The organism is Pseudarthrobacter scleromae, assembly GCF_014644515.1.
Taxonomy (GTDB): Bacteria; Actinomycetota; Actinomycetes; order Actinomycetales; family Micrococcaceae; genus Arthrobacter; species Arthrobacter scleromae.
In genome coordinates this window covers 208,151-223,820 of record NZ_BMKV01000001.1, presented here as the reverse complement: position 1 = coordinate 223,820, position 15,670 = coordinate 208,151, and the positions used below count along the sequence as shown (strand labels likewise).

Sequence of the window (15,670 nt, the reverse complement as noted above, 5' to 3'; positions counted from 1 at the left end):
TGTTGAGGGCTTTTTCTCAGCCTAGCTTCGTATTCCTGTTCCGCAGATCACATGAGTATTACTTTTGCGATGGAATCAGCCAGGTCCATCAGGTTTTTCCGTTCCGGGCTCGAATAGTGTGCGGAGCCGATGGCGTTGCGCATCCGGCCCAAGTGGTCCACGATCTCCGCCCGGTACCGGCCCGTCCGGTCGCACCACGCAAGCTCGTGGAGGAGCCGGAGGAGGCGGGCGGCGACGGCAGGGTCCGCCGCGCCGTACTGCCGGGGCTGGTCCATGGCCAGGCTGAGGAAGACCTGCATTCCGGGATGGGACAGCACCACCCTGACCCGCCCGTCGTCGTCGACCAGGTGCTCCGGTCCGGGGTTACGCTCCGCCAGCCTGCAGAGGAGCGCCGAGAGGTGCCCGATGACGTGCACTGCCGTGGTGGGATCGTTGATGCCCGGGGAGAGCGCCCGGGCGGCAACATCCACGAGCTGCCGGAACCCGAATCCGACGTCCTGGACGTTGGTGCGCTCATACCCGGTTGCCACGGCGGCGTTGGTGTCCTTGGTGAGCTTCTCCCGGACTTCTGCAGTGAACGTTGCTCCCGGTGCCACGGGCCAGGCGGTGGCAAACGGGACGCCTTGCACCAGTGAGCTGCCCGGTTCCCGGTCTATGCGGAGAACGGCACCGGCATCTTTCGCAGCCTGCAGGAGTTCGCCCTGGACATATGAGGTCAGGAAGCCGGAAGAACTGGCGCGGATGGGGAAGCTGCCCGACGCCGGAAAGGGCTGCGGCAGGAGTGCGGGCCGGTCCTGGGGAAAGACGCGGTCCATGGTTTCCTGGGTTTCCACGTTGACTCGGCTCATCATGGTTTCCACCCGGATTTCCCGCGTGAGGTGCGCCAGGAAGAGCACCAGCCCGACGACGCTGGCCATGGCGAGCGCATAGGCCACCGTGACGGAGATTTCAGGTACGAAGGCGGTGTTGCCGTTGCCCTCGTCCCGCACACTGCGCAGGACTGTCAGAGAGAAGGCGAAGGCTGCCAGGAAGAGCGCCAGCGTTCCGTGGACAAACCGGTCCGAGGTGAAGGTCCGCAGCAGCCTGGGTGAGAACTGGCTGCTGGCCAGCTGCAGGGTTACCACGGTGAGCGAGAACGTCAGCGAGGTCACCGTGATGAGCGAACCCGAAATGGCCTGCAGGACAGCCCTGGCAGCCTCCGGCCCGCCGCTGAAAAGAAAAACCGTGACGCTGTCCGGCAGCTCGCCGTCAACGGCCGAATCCAGCGCAGGCAGCGCTATGCCCAGGACGACGGCCAAGGCAACAGCCAATGCCGGAAGCGGCCAGAGCTGGGTCCGCAGGGCATCGAGCCAGTGTGCGCTGCGGGTAGTGGTGTTCACCTATTCCTCGGTTCCCTGGCCCGCGCCGCTGTGGGATGCCGCCGGTTCCCGCGAAGGCTGCTCCGTTGCCGCGGCGGCGGACAGCTGGCCGTGGGAATCCCTGGCGGTCTCCTGCTCGGCTCTGGAAACATCCTCCGCCGTGATTTCATCGTCTGATTTTTCGTTCCATGCTTTGATCGCGGCCCAGATAACGGCCGCCAGGGGAACGGAGAGGATGGCGCCGATAATGCCCGCCAGGATAGTACCGGCTGTGAGTGCCAGCAGGATGACGAGGGCGTGCACGCTGAGAGTACGCCCCATGACCACCGGCTGCAGGAAGTTGCCTTCAAGCTGATTGACAACAACCACCACGATGATGACGATCAGGGCCGTGACAGGCCCGTTGGCCACCAGCGCCACGAGGGCAGCCAGCACGCCGGCGAGGGTGGCGCCCACCAGCGGGATAAAGGCGCCGATGAACACAATCGCGGCCAGCGGCAGGGCGAGCGGAACTCCGAGGATTACAAGGGCCAACCCGATGAAGACCGCGTCGACGACGGCCACGATGGCCGTTCCCCGGACATACCCGCCCAGCACCGCGAGGCTGTCATGCCCCACGCGCCTCGCCTTGACCAGCCGTGTGCCCTTGAAAGCGCGCAGGACGAACGCCCAGATGCGTTCTCCGTCCTTGAGGAAGAAGAAAAGGATCACGGCCATGAGCAGGGCACCGGTGATGAACGTCCCTGCCGCGCTGAGGCCGGTGACAACACCGGCGCCCGCGGTGCTGCTGGTGACGAAGTCCAGCACGGCGTCACGTGCCTGCTGGATCTGTTGGTCATCGATCGGAATCGGGCCGTTCCGGACGAAGCCGTAGACCTGGTCGAACCCCTCCGTCGCGCTGCGTCCCAGTTCCCCCGCCTGGCCAATCACGGCGAAAACAATGGCCGTGACCACTCCACCCAAGGTCAGCAGGAGCAACAGGAAGGAGAAGCCGGTGGCGGCCGCACTGGGCCAGCCCTTCCTTCTGAGCCAGTTCACCAGCGGTGCGATGGCAGCCGCCAAAATTAGTGCCAGCAGCAGGGGAATGACCACCAGCCGCACCTGGATGAGCCCGTAGACCAGGACGGCCGAAAGTGCCAGAAGCACCAGAATCTGGCCTGCCCTGATACTCGCCCGGCCAAGACCGTCCTGCCACGGGTTTACCCGGTTTTGAGTCTGCATTCAGTTGTCTCCCTGGATCAGCAAGCGCTGGAGCTGCGAAAAAGTGGCATCGGCGACGCCCCGCAGGCTACCTAAACTTCTCATGGAGCCACAGTGGTATACCAACCAATGGCCCGCCTTGGACCAGCCGCACGGTGCCGGCACCGCCGCGCTCCGCCGTGGGCGGGAACCGAATGGTGCCACATCACTCGCGTTCAGGCTTCAACGGCCGGGAAGGTATCACCAAAACCGGAGAGGACGTACTTTCCAAAACGGCCTGGCTGACTGACCCGCGAACGATTCCCGGAAGGCCGCTGAGGCCGCGCGATCCAATGACCAACAGCCGGGCGCCGCTGGCTGCCTCCGTGACTTCACCGGCCGGATTCCCCGTCAGGGTAACGCTTGCGCACTGGAGTTGGGGGTGCTTTTCATTTATGCGGTGAAGAAGCTCCGGGAGCCAGGCCGCGCCGTCCCGGGCTGCACCATCAGGGCTGACGGTAACGGCAGTCAGCGGCGCGCCGTGCCGCTGGGCCAACTCTGCTGCCACGGCAAGCAGGTTTGCTGCCTCCGGCCCCTCCTCCGCCCCTACGATGACATGCCCGAAGAATCTTGCCGTGCCGGGGGCCCGGACACCGTCCAAGGCAGGTTGGTCCCGCTTCCACCTCTCCGGGATGACTGCAGTCCAACAGGAAGAGTGCGCCGCCAAGGCGGCGGAGACGCTTCCGAAGCGGGATGCGTAACCGGTGCGGTGACGGCGCCCAACGACTACAAGCCCAGCCCGGGACGACAATCGGATCAGCACGTCCTTGGCGCGTCCGGCAACCACCCGGCTTTCCGCAGGCACACCCCTCGACTCTGCGTCCTCCAGCAACGGCCCGAAGGTCCGTTCCGCTTCACTGAAGGCTGCTCGAAAGTACCGTGCCTCAACTTCCGGGTCTGCAACATCGACAGGGGACACGGCATGGACGAACATAACGCTCCATTTGAGCGACTTCGCCTCTGCCAGCGCCCAGTCCGCGGCAGCGGCGCTTTCAGTGGAGGCATCAATACCGACAAGAATCGTGTTCGCCATACTCCACGATAGCGGGGCGCAGGACCACGGGATTCAGAGCCTGCCAAAGTTCCGGTAAACGCAGGAAGGGTGCGGCTCCAGTGGAACCGCACCCTTTGCTAATGGACCGGTAGGTCAGTCCTTCTTGAAAGCGTCCTTGACCTTTTCGCCGGCCTGCTTCAGGTCGCCCTTGGCCTGGTCGCCCTGGCCTTCGGCCTTCAGGCGATCGTCGCCGGTCGCTTCGCCTGCGGCCTCTTTACCCTTGCCGCCAAGCTTCTCGGCTGCGTTACCAATCTTGTCGTCCAAACCCATGGTGTTTCTCCCTACGGTCGGCTCCCGCCGGCGTGCTGCCAGCGGCTTACCTACCCATCGTAACCACAAATCACTAAGGGTGCTGATCATTTTGCCCGGTGAGCTGCGGCACGCGGCCTTGCGACGCGTCAGCCGTGGGTGGGTTCGCCGGTGACGCGGTGGTCCGCATGGTTGATGGTTTCGCGGATCAGGCGCACCAGGTGCCCGTCGCGCAACGAATAGATCACGTGGCGGCCGTCCTTGCGCGTGTCCACCAACCCGCTGAGGCGGAGTTTGGCCAAGTGCTGGCTTGCCACCGTCCGCGGAACTCCGACGGCGGCCGTCAGCTCGGTCACGGTCCTGGGGCCCTGCGACAACTGCCAGAGCAGGTGCAGGCGCGTGGGCTCGGCCAGCATCCGGAGGGTGGCGGAGGCTGCCTCCAGCAGCTCCGGCCCCGGAGTTACCTGGTGTACCAGGGACGGGACATCAACGGCGGGCGCGGCTTCGCTGCGGGGCTGGCTGGCCACTGTCCTGCTCCTCCCCTGCACGGCCCGTGGCCCCTGCGGCATCATGCCGGGGCCAGGACAGGAATGCTCCTGCACTGCCTATCATCGCAACAATTGTCAGCCCCGCCGCGGCCCAGCCCAAACCGGCTATGGCTCCCACCCAGCCCGCCAGCGGATAGGCCAGGATGTAGCAGGCGTGCGAGAGCGAGAACTGCGCCGTGAAAACATACGGCCGGGTGTCCTCGGTGGAGGCTTCGCGCAGCAGTCTCGACGACGGCGTAAGGATGGTGGAGTTCGCCGCACCCAGGAGGAACCACAGGGTGAGCAGCAACCACCATCCGCTGCCGGGCGTGGCCCATGAGATGGCGGCGGCGCCGGCCATGACGATGGGAACGACGGCGGCCCCGGCGAGCATCACCGTCCGGTCACCCAGGCGTTCAAGCAGCCACGGGGCGGACAGGGCAACGATCATGGACCCCACCCCAAAGCAGGCCAGCGCCAGGGCAAGGTCCGTGTCCGGCCGCTGTAGGACGTCACGGACATAGACCACCGTGTTCACCAGCACCAGGGCCGTGGGGGCCGCGACCACCAGGTTCAGTGCCAGCAGCGACCTGAGCCGCCGGTTCCGCCAGAAGATCCTGGCTCCGAGCGTGGTCCTGTGCCAAAGCGAGGCCTGCGGCGACTCCCCCGCGGGGACCTGCGGCAGGACGGACATGGCCACCATGAGGGCGGAGAACACGAACCCTGCCACGGTACCCAGGAACAAGTTGTTGTAGCTGACAACGGTGAGCAGCAGCGCGGCAAGGGCCGGGCTGGCCAGGGCCTCCATGTCGTACGCCAGCCGGGACAGGGACAACGCGCGCGTATAGTCCCGTTCGTCCGGAAGGACGGCGGGGATCAGCGACTGGAACGCCGGGGTGAACGTGGCAGAGGCTGACTGCAGCAGGAAAATCACTACGTAGATCTGCCAGGTTTCGGTGATGAACGGCAGCGACAGTGCCATTGCCGCGCGCACCAGGTCGGCCCCGATCAGGACCGGTTTTTTCGGCCAGCGGGCCAGCAGCGCGTTGATCACCGGCGCCAGGCCCACGTACGCAAGCATCTTGATGGTCAGCGCGGTACCGAGCACCGCCCCGGCATTACCCGCAGCCAGGTCGTAGGCCAGCAGCCCCAACGCGACCGTCAGCAGGCCCGTGCCGATCAGCGCCACGATTTGCGCAGCAAAGAGCCTCCGGTACGTTGCGTTCCGCAGAACCGAAAACATCCAGCCCACTCCTTGAGTGCATATGTGCACGTATATGCACTTATCATAGGCCCGGCCTGCCATTATGTCCTGCGCCGCCGGCCGGGCCCGTTAACGGCGAAGGCGCCGCTCCGTGACGGAGCGGCGCCTTCGTGGCTGTGGTGCAGCAGTGTGGTGCGGTGGCCGTGCTGCAGCCGGCGTTTCAGGCGCTGGTGGCGTCCTGGACCTCGCCTACCAGTTCCTCGATGATGTCCTCCAGGAACAGGACACCGGTGGTGTTGCCCTTCGCGTCGAACACCCGCGCAACGTGGGCGCCGGTGCGGCGCATCGTGGCCAGTGCGTCCTCAAGCTCGCTGCCGCTGAAGGCGGACGCGAGGCGGCGGATCCGCTTGGCAGGCACCCGCTGGGTGAACTTCTCCTGCGTTGTCAGGTCCATGACGTCCTTGAGGTGCAGGTACCCGGAGGGCTCGCCGTCGTCATTGGTGAGGATGTACCGGGAATACCCGTGCCCGGCCACGGCGCGCTGGATGTCAGCCGGCGTGGCGGACTCAGGCAGGAGCACCATCTCGGAAATGGGAACCTCCACGTCCGCCACGGTCTTGGCCGTGAATTCGAACGCGGCGGTCAGGGTTCCGGTGGTGTCCGTCAGCATGCCGTCCCGGGTGGACTGCTCCACGATGTTCGCCACCTCATCCAGCGTGTAGGCGCTGGTGGCCTCGTCCTTCGGCTCCACCTTGAACAGGCGGAGGATGGAGTTGGCAATGCCGTTCAGCGTCCAGATCACCGGCTTGACCACGCGGGAGACCATGACCAGCGGCGGGGCCAGGATCAGGGCTGCCCGCGTGGGAACGGAGAAGGAGATGTTCTTGGGGACCATCTCACCAAGCACCACGTGCAGGAAGGTGACCAGCAGCAGCGCCGTGATGAAGGCAATGATGCTGATTGCCTCGTAGGAGAGGGACGTCAGGCCCAGCGGAATTTCCAGCAGGTGGTGGATGGCGGGTTCGGAGACGTTCAGGATCACCAGGGAACACACGGTGATGCCCAGCTGGCTGGTGGCCAGCATCAGAGTGGCATGCTCCATGGCCCACAGCGTGGTCTTGGCGGCCTTGCTGCCGGCCTCTGCCTTGGGCTCAATCTGGGAGCGGCGTGCGGAAATGACGGCGAACTCCGCACCGACGAAGAACGCGTTGACCACCAGGAGCACCACCAGCCAGATAATGCCGGGAAGATATTCACTCATGGGTCAGCTCCTGCGTAAGGTCATCAATGATGCGGTCATGCGCACTCTTGGGCGCTTCCTGGGATCCGTTAGGCGTGAAGCGGATCCGCTCCACGTGCGTACCCAGGACACGCTCCACCCGGAGCGTCCCGCCGTCGATCATCACTTCATCACCGAGTTCGGGAATACGGTCCAGCTGGTCCGTGACGAAACCGGCCAGGGTGTCATACTCCTCGCCGTCGGGCACCGTGATGCCTGTCCGGTCCAGCAGTTCGTCGGGCCGCAGGGACGCGTCAAAGGTGATGGACCGTCCGGTCCGGACGACGCCGGTGCGGGCACGGTCGTGTTCATCCTCAAGCTCGCCGACAATCTCCTCCACCAGGTCCTCCAGCGTCACGATGCCGGCGGTGCCGCCGTGCTCATCGGAGACGATGGCCACCTGGAGGCCCTGCTTGCGCAGCAGGACCAGGAGCGTATCCACGCCCATGGACTCGGGCACCCGCAGCGGCTCAATCATTAACTCCGACGCGAGCACCCGCGACCGGTCTGCCAGGTCCACGGCGAAGGCCTGCTTTACGTGGAGCACGCCCAGCACGTCGTCACGGTCCTCCCCAATGACGGGGAACCGGGAATAGCCGGTGGTGGTGGCAAGGGCGACGATTTCTTCGGCCGTGTCATGGGCGTTGACTGCTGTCATCCGGACGCGGGGGGTCATGACGTCCGCGGCAGAGTGCTCGGAGAACCGCAGGGTCCGGTGCAGCAGCACCGCATGGTCCTCATCCAAGAGGCCCTCAAGGGCTGACCGGCGAACCAGCGAGCTGAGTTCCTCCGCGCTGCGGGCGCCGGAGAGTTCCTCCTTCGGCTCGATGCCGAAGGAGCGGATGATCTTGTTGGCGGTGTTGTTGAACAGCAGGATCACCGGTTTGAACACGGTGGTGAAGAGGGCTTGGAACGGCACCACGAACTTGGCCGTGGCCAGGGGCAGCGCCAGGGCGAAGTTCTTGGGCACCAACTCGCCGATCACCATCGAGAAGATCGTGGCGATAAAAATGCCGATCACCGCACCAATGCCCGGCACAACAGCCTCGGGAAGCCCCGTGGACAGCAAAGGGCCGCGCAACAGCGAGCTGATCGCCGGCTCGAACGTATAACCCGTGAGCAGCGTTGTCAGGGTGATGCCCAGCTGCGCACTTGAGAGGTGGGTCGAGGTGATCTTCAGTGCTTTGATGGTGGGCTTAAGGCGCTTTTCCCCGCGGGCCTGGCGGGCTTCGAGGTCATTGCGGTCCAGATTGACCAGCGCGAACTCGGAAGCAACAAAGAAACCGGTACCGACCGTCAGGACGAGGCCGATACCGAGCATGATCCATTCATACATTCAGGCGCCCCTCTCCCGTGGTGGCCGGCGAACCGGTCAGAAGGCGGAGGGGCTTGGGCATATGTGAGGGAGGGTCATCCATAATGCACTCCATCATACCGGCACGGTCCCCACCGGACCGGGCCTGTACGCCCAGAGCAGAGACGCATAGGAGTCCTGCGGCCGTTCCGTACCGTCACCGGCGAACCGCACGGGTGGTTCGATTGCTGTACTTACCCCTTGGGCGGGCGTACATTCGGAAGAGTGACGGGAATCATTCCCTGTCCCCTCCCGGACCCCTGCACAGGCCCCTGAGAAGCTGCTGTAGCCACACGGCGGCACATGATGCAGAAGATGAACAGGCCACATTATGGCAAGCACGCACTTCCAGCAGTTCCTTGACCAGGCAACGGTTTTAGATCCTTCGAACGACGGCGGCCTCGGGCCCGACTGCCTCTACGGCCTCTATGTGAGCTGGGCCGCACTCCGGGGGCTGGAGCCCAAGCCGGACCAGGCATTCCGGGCGGGGATGCACCGCTGCGGCATTGACCTGGCTAACAGCAGGCTCCGGATGACCGGTCCGGCTGCGGCCGACTACATCCTCTACAGCTATCCCGCCGTGGCCTGATGCCCGTCCCTCCTGACGTCAACCGCGCTGCCTTCCGGCTCCCCAGGGTAATGCGCTGCAGTTGCGGTTTCCTGGCCAGAATTCCGGACCAGCCATGAACTACACGGCAGGGCGATCCAGCAGGATTCCCGTGGATGAACTGACCCTTGCCGTGGCACGCATCAGGGGGATGCTGCTGACGCAGGAAAAGGCAGGACATGCGGTCCACCTGCTGGCGCGCGGCATCAAGGACTCAACGCCGGGAGCAGGCGGCAGCGGCGTTTCGCTGATTGGCCGGGGAGGTGCGGGAACCAGCAGCGGTTTCACCGACGCCCTTGTAGAGCAGGCGGATGCCCTCCAGTACGGGCTCCGCGAAGGCCCCTGCTTCACCGCATGGGCGACGGAACGGGTGGTGATCGTCGACGACGTGAACACGGACAGTCGATGGCCTGCGTGGCAGTCTGCCGTAGCTGCCCTGCCGGTCCGTTCCGTGGTCAGCGCGCCGCTGGTGTTTGGACAGGAAGGAATCGGAACGTTGAAGATCTATGCGTCCCTTCCGGGACAATTTGATGAGGACAGCGGACGCATCCTGTCCCTGTTCGCAGGAACGGCCGCCACACTCCTGGCCCACATCCAAGGTGCGGACACTCCGCTGAGGATCAACGGAAATCTCAAGGCGGCGCTGGCCAGCAGGGACACCATCAACCGCGCCTGCGGAGCACTCATGGAACGCGAGGGCCTCAGCCAGGACGACGCCTTGAAACAGCTCGTCAGAAAAGCCAGGGAATCCGGTCTTCCCTTGATTGAGGTCAGCGAAGAGCTGCTCACCAAGGCGCCCCCGGAAGCACGTTAAGAGGTTGGAACGTGGGCTTCGATCCTCATGAACCGGAACAACGCAATCAGCTCAACGATGCCCTGAAGTCCGCTGACATCAGCATGGGTGAACTCTGGCTGAGGTACTTCAGCATTTGCGGTTCCGCGGGCGAATACGAGGTTCAGGCCTACTCACAGGGCCTCATTTCCCTGCCCGTCTTCCAGCGCGACCTCCTGGCCATGGCCGCGAACGAGCTCATCGACGAGAAACCGCAGCTTCATGCGCCCTACTCGGACCAGCTCAACGGCGCGGAAGCAAATGGCGCAGGCACCGGTTCCGGCCCAACCGGAACTACTGGGACGCCGGACCGCCACCTTGGCGACACCGGCAAAGGCACGTCACGCTGACAGTTTGACTCCCGCATAGTCACAGAAAAAACACCGCATTGAAACATTTCAGCAACCTGGCCACGGCATGCTGTCTCTTACGGGGACACAACAGCAGGAGGCGCATCATGGAGGCACAGGGAGTTCTCACCGGCCAGCTCAGGGTCGGGGACCAGATCGAAGCATGGCACAACGGCAAACTTTTCCACCGGGGGCGGGTGATGGACGTCGTCCCGGCCCTGGAACTGTTCTGGATCCTGGACGCAAGGACCGGCACGCGGAAGCTGCTGGACCCGGAGGCGCTCGAAATCCGGCACGTGGAGGAACAGGCCAAGCCCCTGGCCCCGGCCTGATTCCCGCCAGCACGGGGACCATCGTCCTCAGGGCCGCCACCGCGCGCAGCAGAAACGGCCGGAGGTGTACATAGAATGAATCCATTGCGGCACCGCTGCGGCAGTACGGGCGTCATCCGTCCGCAACCACCACTAAGGAGCACACCGTGATTGGATTCATCGTCGCCGGCCTGGTCATTGGCGCACTTGCCCGCCTGATCAAGCCGGGCAAGCAAAACCTGGGCCTGCTGGCCACCCTCCTGCTGGGCCTTGTTGGCTCGGTCATCGGCGGAGTGGTCGCATCATTGCTGGGCACCGGAGACATCTTCGAGCTGAACTTCGTGGGCTTCATCGTGGCTGTCATCGCCGCGGTGCTGCTGGTGGGAACAGCCGAGGCCGTTGTGGGACGCAGGAACTCAGTGCGCCGCTAGGCGCGTTGTCTGCGGCACAACCAAACGCGGGGCCGCTCCGCACCCATCCGATGATTCGGGACGGGTGCGGAGCAGCCCCGCGTTTTCTATTGAGGTTGTGTCAGTTCCGTTCCTGGTAGACGTCCGGAATGCCGTCCTGGTCCGCGTCCACCTTCTCGGCCTCTTCCTCGGCACGGTACTGGCGGTTCCTTGTGGTCAGTACCGCCGCGGCCAGCAGCGCCGCGAGCACTGACGCGGCCAGGATGCCTACCTTGGCGTGGTCATCGTGCAGGCTCCCCTGCCCGAAGCTGAGCTCGGCCACCAGCAGGGACACCGTGAACCCGATGCCGGCCAGGAGTGCCACGCCAAAGACGTCGATCCACTTGAAGGACTTGTCCAGCTCCGCCCGGGTGACCTTGGTCAGCAGCCAGGTGACGCCCAGGATGCCGATCGGCTTGCCCACCACCAGGCCCACGATGATGCCCAGCGCCACCGGGTCCGCAAGGGCCGAACCCAGCCCCTCCCAGCCGCCAACGGCCACGCCGGCGGAGAAGAACGCGAAGATGGGAACCGCCACGCCCGCGGAGATGGGCCGGAAGCGGTGTTCGAAGATTTCCGCCAGGCCTGGCCCGGCGTCCGGACCGCCCGCGGCCTGGGAGCGGATGACGGGGACGGCGAAGCCCAGCAGCACGCCGGCCACGGTGGCGTGGATGCCGGACGCGTGGACAAGGGCCCAGGTGATCACGCCAAGCGGCAGCAGGATGACCCAGGCTGCGGAGGCTTTCATACCGAAGAAGTGGCGGTATTTGTGGGCCAGGAAGGCGTAGAGGGCCAGCGGAATGAGGGCCAGGACCAGCGGCATGACGTCCAGGTCGCTGGTGTAGAAGAACGCGATGATGGAGATCGCGATGAGGTCGTCCACCACGGCCAGCGTCAGCAGGAAGATCCGCAGGGCGCTGGGAAGGTGGGAGCCGATGATGGCCAGGACCGCCACCGCGAACGCGATGTCCGTGGCAGTGGGGATGGCCCAGCCGCGCAGGGTCTCGGGGCTGGTGAGGTTGATCACGACGTAAATCAGTGCGGGTACCACCACGCCGCCCACGGCGGCCGCAACGGGCACGATCGATTTGCTGATCTGGCGCAGGTCCCCTGCCACGAACTCGCGTTTGAGTTCCAGGCCCACCAGGAAGAAGAAGATGGCCAGCAGCCCGTCCGCCGCCCACGCACCAAGGCTGAGCTCAAGGTGCCAGGGCTCGTAACCGAACTTGAAGTCCCGGAGGGCAAAGTAGCTGTCCGACGCCGGCGAGTTGGCCCAGATGAGGGCGATGACCGCAGCTGCCACCAGCAGGGCGCCGCCGACGGTCTCCTTGCGGAGAATCTCCCCGATCCGGAGCGCCTCGGCGTAACTGCCCCTGGAAAGAACGGTGGATTTCCCCTTCCCGGGCGGGGGTGTGGAGGGCGTGGTCTGGTTCATTGAGTCTCCTGGCATTTGGGGTCTACAAGACTATGCCGACCAGACTTCCCGGCGCACCTTCTGTCCATCCTACAGGGGGTGTTTCCCTCGAGTTCCTGTATTGCTAACACCACGTCCTGTGTTCCAGTTCACTTTCTTCCCATCCGTAACAGCAGCGGCGCCGAAGTACTTTTGTCCCTCATCCGGGACGACACCGTTACTTGTATGAGGAGACTGCTTTCTGATGAACAAGACACTCCGCTTTTTGGCTGTACCAACCCTCGCACTGGGTGCCCTTGCCCTCTCCGGCAGCCCCGCCATGGCCGCCGACCAGTCGTACCAGTCCACCTTGGGCCAGATCAACGGCAGCTCGGCCTCCGGCACCATCACCGTAGATGTCACGGGCAACCAGGCCCACGCCGTCCTCAAGGTCTCCGGCCTTGCCGCCACATTCATGGATGCCCCCTACCCCCACGTCCAGCACATCCACGGCGGTGCGCAGGGCGTGTGCCCGGCCCCCTCCGCCGACAAGGACGGTGACCAGGTCATCTCCACCACCGAAGGCGCACCGGGCTACGGCGGCATTGTCACCACCCTGTCCACCAGCGGCGATACCAGCCCTGCCGCCGGGCTTGACCTCAAGGTCGCAGGCCAGGGCGCAAGCTACACCGTAGACCGCACCTTCGAACTGAACGCCGAAACTAAGGCCGCCTTGGAAGCAGGAACCGCCGTGGTTGTGGTCCACGGCCTTGACCCGGCAACGTTGAGCGCAGCGGGCCAGGCAGCCAAGAGCGACCTTGTCCCCGAACTCCCGCTGGCCGCCACCTCCCCCGCCCTGTGCGGAACCCTGGCCGCCGGACAGATGAAGATGCCCGCCGGCGGTGCTGACACCGGCGTTAGCCAGGAAACCGGCACCGACAACGGCGCCCTGGCCCTCGGTGGCGGCATGGCCCTGGCCGCTCTCGCCGGCGGCGCGTACGTTGTTCGCCGCCGCAGCGCCGGATCCGCGGCCTAAGCCTGGGCTGACTGGATCTTCACTGTGACAACCATGAATTCCGGCCGCCGCGGGGGCCCCTGGGCCACCGCGGCGGCCGGGCTTCTGCTCCTGCTGGCTTTGGGCGGCTGCGGCACCGCAGATTCGGTAGCGCCCGACGCCGGTGCCCCACCTTCCGCTTCTGTGGCGGCTTCCGCGGCACCCACCCTGGCCGCGGCCAGTCCGGCGATGCCGGCACCGGCCGTTTCCGCTCCGGCGCCTGCAGCATCACAGCCGGCAGTCCTGTCCCGGTCCGAGCCGGTGGTCCTGGAAATTCCCGCCATCGGCGTGCGGACCGATCTGCTCAAGCTGGGCCTGCGGGAGAACGGCTCGCTCGAGGTACCGCAGGACTCCGGAAGCGGCGCTCCGGCCAGCTGGTACAACGGTTCCCCCACCCCCGGCGAGCGTGGACCGTCCGTCATGCTTGGCCACGTCAACTCTCCCAGCGGCCGTGGCGGTGTGTTCGCGGACCTCCGCAAGCTCACCCCGGGAGCCGAGATCAACGTCTCGCGAACCGACGGCAGCATCGCCGTATTCACCGTTGACCGCGGAGCCCTCTACAGCAAGAACAACTTCCCCACGCTGGAGGTCTACGGAAACACGGCAGGCCCGGAACTCCGGCTGATCACCTGCGACGGCTATGACCCCGCCACAGGGCTCTTCGATGACAACTACGTCATCTACGCCAAGCTCAAAGCCTGACCCGTTTCCCGCCAGCGCCCCATCGCACCATCACCTAATCCCTCAGTAACCGAACAAACGGCCGCGAACCCGCACAGGGGTGCGGCCAGGACGGACGAGTCATGACCCACCGCACCCCGCTGCTTGCTTCGCTTGCTGTCTCAGCCCTGCTGCTCTCCGGCTGCGCTGCTGCGGCGGGGTCCGTGGGAGCGGCCCAGGCGCCGTCGTCGGACGCCTCCGCCCCGGCAGCACCAGCTGCCGCGGACCCCTCAGCGCACGGCAGCCACGCGGGACATCATGGCGGCGGCTCCCCTTCCCCGCGCGCTGCCGTCAGCGAACCCAGCGAAGCAGCGAAGATGGTGTGCGGTGACCAGCCGATGGACAGGCTCACGGCGATCCTTGACCTGGAGCAGGATCCGCATACCGTCAACAGCTGGGCGGAAAGCACCTTCACCTGCACGTACCACCTGGACGAGGGTGCGCTCGAGATTTCCGTCCGGGAAGCACCGGACAAGGCGGCGGCGCTGACCTACTTTGACGCCATGCAAGCGCTGGCTGTGGACGCGACGCCGATTGAAGGGCTCGCCAGCCTCGGCTTTCCCGCCTACGAAACCGCGGACGGATCGGCAGTGTTCCAGAAGGACCGCTTCGTGCTGCAGGTGGACGCCTCGGGCTTGCCGGAGGCCATGGGCCCGGATGGCATCAGCCGCAATGCGCTGGCCTACCAGTTGTCCACCACCATCCTGGCGTGCTGGGTGGAGCACCACTAGCTGACCCTAGACAGCCCGTTTCCGTTGTGCCGCATTCCCCCGGCCGTCCATCTCGATGGCCTTGACAGCCGCCTCGAGGTACTTCCGCGACTCCGCCGAGTTGGCCAGCTGCACCAGCTCGGCGGCCACCACCACCAGCTTGACGTTGCGGTGGCTGCTGGTGCTCACCAGCATCTGGAATGCGTCGTCAGACCCCATTTTCAGCTGGCCCATGAGGATGCCGCGGGCCTGGTCGATGACGGTCCTGGTGGAGGTGGCTCCAATGACAGCGTCACGGGCGGTCTGCTCGGTTTCGCGCTGGAGCGTTGAGGTGAGGTCGATCATGACGCCTTCCAGGGCAGTGACCCTCCCGCCCTCTACGAGCGCGTCACCGGTTGTCAGGACCCGCCGGGTCCGGCCCTGCGCATCGATGATGCGGTGGTACATGCAGAAATAGCCGCCGGTCCGGACAACCTGCGCCACAATTTCCTCGCACTTGGGCCTGTCCTCAGGATGCTTGTGGGAGAAGAGCAACTCCAGGGTGGGCACCACCTCGCCCCGCTGGTATCCGTGCAGCTGGAACATGGCCTCCGACCAGTGGAGCCTCCCCGTGGCGACGTCCGCGTGGAACGTTCCGGCAACGCACTGGTTGTCCCCCAGCGCGCTGGAATAGGTATAAGGGCCGGTCAGCTCTGACACAGGGCCACCTCCATGTAGCGTCCAACACGTCCCCGGCCGTTGGCACAGTCCGCACTTATTCCATTATGGCCGGGCAAGGCCCCGGGCGTAAGGGACCATGGCCCCTTCCGAAGCGCCGGTGCCCTTCGGTGGCAGCAAGGCTTGACGCATATACCCCCTAGGGGTATATTCAAGGTGTTGTCAGTGAAGTGGTATGTCCAGGCCGGTGCCCCGCACCGCCATCACAGCCGTTCAACCCCAGCGCCTGCCCAGCGAGGAATCGTCCTTCACCAAGGAATGGA

Annotated in this window: 18 protein-coding genes; 8 read left to right on the top strand and 10 right to left on the bottom strand. The window is 65.2% G+C overall.

The features are described from left to right. Positions 1-47: 47 nt before the first annotated feature. From IEX33_RS01020 to IEX33_RS00985, 8 genes are all read right to left on the bottom strand, one after another. The gene (locus IEX33_RS01020; protein ID WP_188727014.1) at positions 48-1,379 is read right to left on the bottom strand and encodes a DUF2254 domain-containing protein; all 1,332 of its coding nucleotides are present in this window, start codon (positions 1,377-1,379) and stop codon (positions 48-50) included. Further along, complete coding sequence (locus IEX33_RS01015; RefSeq protein WP_188727012.1) at positions 1,380-2,579, bottom strand: AI-2E family transporter; 1,200 nt, start codon at positions 2,577-2,579, stop codon at positions 1,380-1,382. A 184-nt stretch (positions 2,580-2,763) separates the two neighbouring features. After that, positions 2,764-3,630, bottom strand: a complete 867-nt coding sequence (locus IEX33_RS01010; protein WP_188727009.1) for a universal stress protein — start codon at positions 3,628-3,630, stop codon at positions 2,764-2,766. A 114-nt stretch (positions 3,631-3,744) separates the two neighbouring features. Then, positions 3,745-3,921, bottom strand: a complete 177-nt coding sequence (locus IEX33_RS01005) for a CsbD family protein (RefSeq protein ID WP_066278512.1) — start codon at positions 3,919-3,921, stop codon at positions 3,745-3,747. Between the two features lie 128 nt (positions 3,922-4,049). Beyond that, positions 4,050-4,427: an ArsR/SmtB family transcription factor gene (locus tag IEX33_RS01000; RefSeq protein ID WP_229675168.1), complete on the bottom strand. Its 378-nt coding sequence runs from the start codon at positions 4,425-4,427 to the stop codon at positions 4,050-4,052. Further along, a complete protein-coding gene (locus IEX33_RS00995; RefSeq protein WP_188727007.1) occupies positions 4,387-5,670 on the bottom strand; it encodes an MFS transporter in 1,284 nt (427 codons plus the stop codon). The genes IEX33_RS01000 and IEX33_RS00995 overlap by 41 nt, the downstream gene beginning before the upstream one ends. A 181-nt stretch (positions 5,671-5,851) precedes the next feature. Next, on the bottom strand, positions 5,852-6,892 hold the full coding sequence (locus IEX33_RS00990; protein ID WP_104184586.1) for a hemolysin family protein: 1,041 nt from the start codon (positions 6,890-6,892) through the stop codon (positions 5,852-5,854). Continuing rightward, the gene (locus IEX33_RS00985; RefSeq protein ID WP_188727005.1) at positions 6,885-8,246 is read right to left on the bottom strand and encodes a hemolysin family protein; all 1,362 of its coding nucleotides are present in this window, start codon (positions 8,244-8,246) and stop codon (positions 6,885-6,887) included. The genes IEX33_RS00990 and IEX33_RS00985 overlap by 8 nt, the downstream gene beginning before the upstream one ends. Before the next feature lie 349 nt (positions 8,247-8,595). On the opposite strand from IEX33_RS00985, the gene IEX33_RS00980 reads away from it, so the two are divergent. The 5 genes from IEX33_RS00980 to IEX33_RS00960 all read left to right on the top strand — a co-directional run bounded on the left by IEX33_RS00980 (position 8,596) and on the right by IEX33_RS00960 (position 10,795). Continuing rightward, positions 8,596-8,853, top strand: coding sequence for a hypothetical protein (locus IEX33_RS00980; RefSeq protein WP_188727003.1), 258 nt, complete (start codon positions 8,596-8,598; stop codon positions 8,851-8,853). Between the two features lie 94 nt (positions 8,854-8,947). Then, the gene (locus IEX33_RS00975) at positions 8,948-9,685 is read left to right on the top strand and encodes a GAF and ANTAR domain-containing protein (RefSeq protein ID WP_188727001.1); all 738 of its coding nucleotides are present in this window, start codon (positions 8,948-8,950) and stop codon (positions 9,683-9,685) included. 11 nt (positions 9,686-9,696) lie between these two features. Further along, complete coding sequence (locus IEX33_RS00970; protein ID WP_229675167.1) at positions 9,697-10,053, top strand: hypothetical protein; 357 nt, start codon at positions 9,697-9,699, stop codon at positions 10,051-10,053. 107 nt (positions 10,054-10,160) lie between these two features. Continuing rightward, on the top strand, positions 10,161-10,385 hold the full coding sequence (locus tag IEX33_RS00965; RefSeq protein ID WP_188726999.1) for a hypothetical protein: 225 nt from the start codon (positions 10,161-10,163) through the stop codon (positions 10,383-10,385). Between the two features lie 146 nt (positions 10,386-10,531). Next, positions 10,532-10,795, top strand: coding sequence for a GlsB/YeaQ/YmgE family stress response membrane protein (locus tag IEX33_RS00960; RefSeq protein ID WP_188726997.1), 264 nt, complete (start codon positions 10,532-10,534; stop codon positions 10,793-10,795). A 100-nt stretch (positions 10,796-10,895) separates the two neighbouring features. Here the strand turns inward: IEX33_RS00960 and nhaA are convergent, their stop codons facing one another. Further along, positions 10,896-12,248 carry a Na+/H+ antiporter NhaA gene (nhaA, locus tag IEX33_RS00955; RefSeq protein ID WP_188726995.1) on the bottom strand — a complete coding sequence of 451 codons (1,353 nt, stop codon included), beginning with the start codon at positions 12,246-12,248 and terminating at the stop codon, positions 10,896-10,898. Positions 12,249-12,471: 223 nt separating this feature from the next. Here nhaA and IEX33_RS00950 point away from each other — a divergent pair, with 223 nt between their 5' ends. From IEX33_RS00950 to IEX33_RS00940, 3 genes are all read left to right on the top strand, one after another. Further along, entirely contained in the window at positions 12,472-13,242 is a 771-nt protein-coding gene (locus IEX33_RS00950) for an LPXTG cell wall anchor domain-containing protein (RefSeq protein WP_188726993.1), read from the top strand. A gap of 33 nt (positions 13,243-13,275) precedes the next feature. Further along, on the top strand, positions 13,276-13,962 hold the full coding sequence (locus tag IEX33_RS00945; RefSeq protein ID WP_188728101.1) for a sortase domain-containing protein: 687 nt from the start codon (positions 13,276-13,278) through the stop codon (positions 13,960-13,962). Positions 13,963-14,063: 101 nt separating this feature from the next. Next, positions 14,064-14,711 carry a hypothetical protein gene (locus IEX33_RS00940; protein WP_188726991.1) on the top strand — a complete coding sequence of 216 codons (648 nt, stop codon included), beginning with the start codon at positions 14,064-14,066 and terminating at the stop codon, positions 14,709-14,711. Between the two features lie 6 nt (positions 14,712-14,717). Here the strand turns inward: IEX33_RS00940 and IEX33_RS00935 are convergent, their stop codons facing one another. Then, a complete protein-coding gene (locus IEX33_RS00935; RefSeq protein WP_188726989.1) occupies positions 14,718-15,389 on the bottom strand; it encodes a PAS and ANTAR domain-containing protein in 672 nt (223 codons plus the stop codon). Positions 15,390-15,670 lie beyond the last annotated feature (281 nt).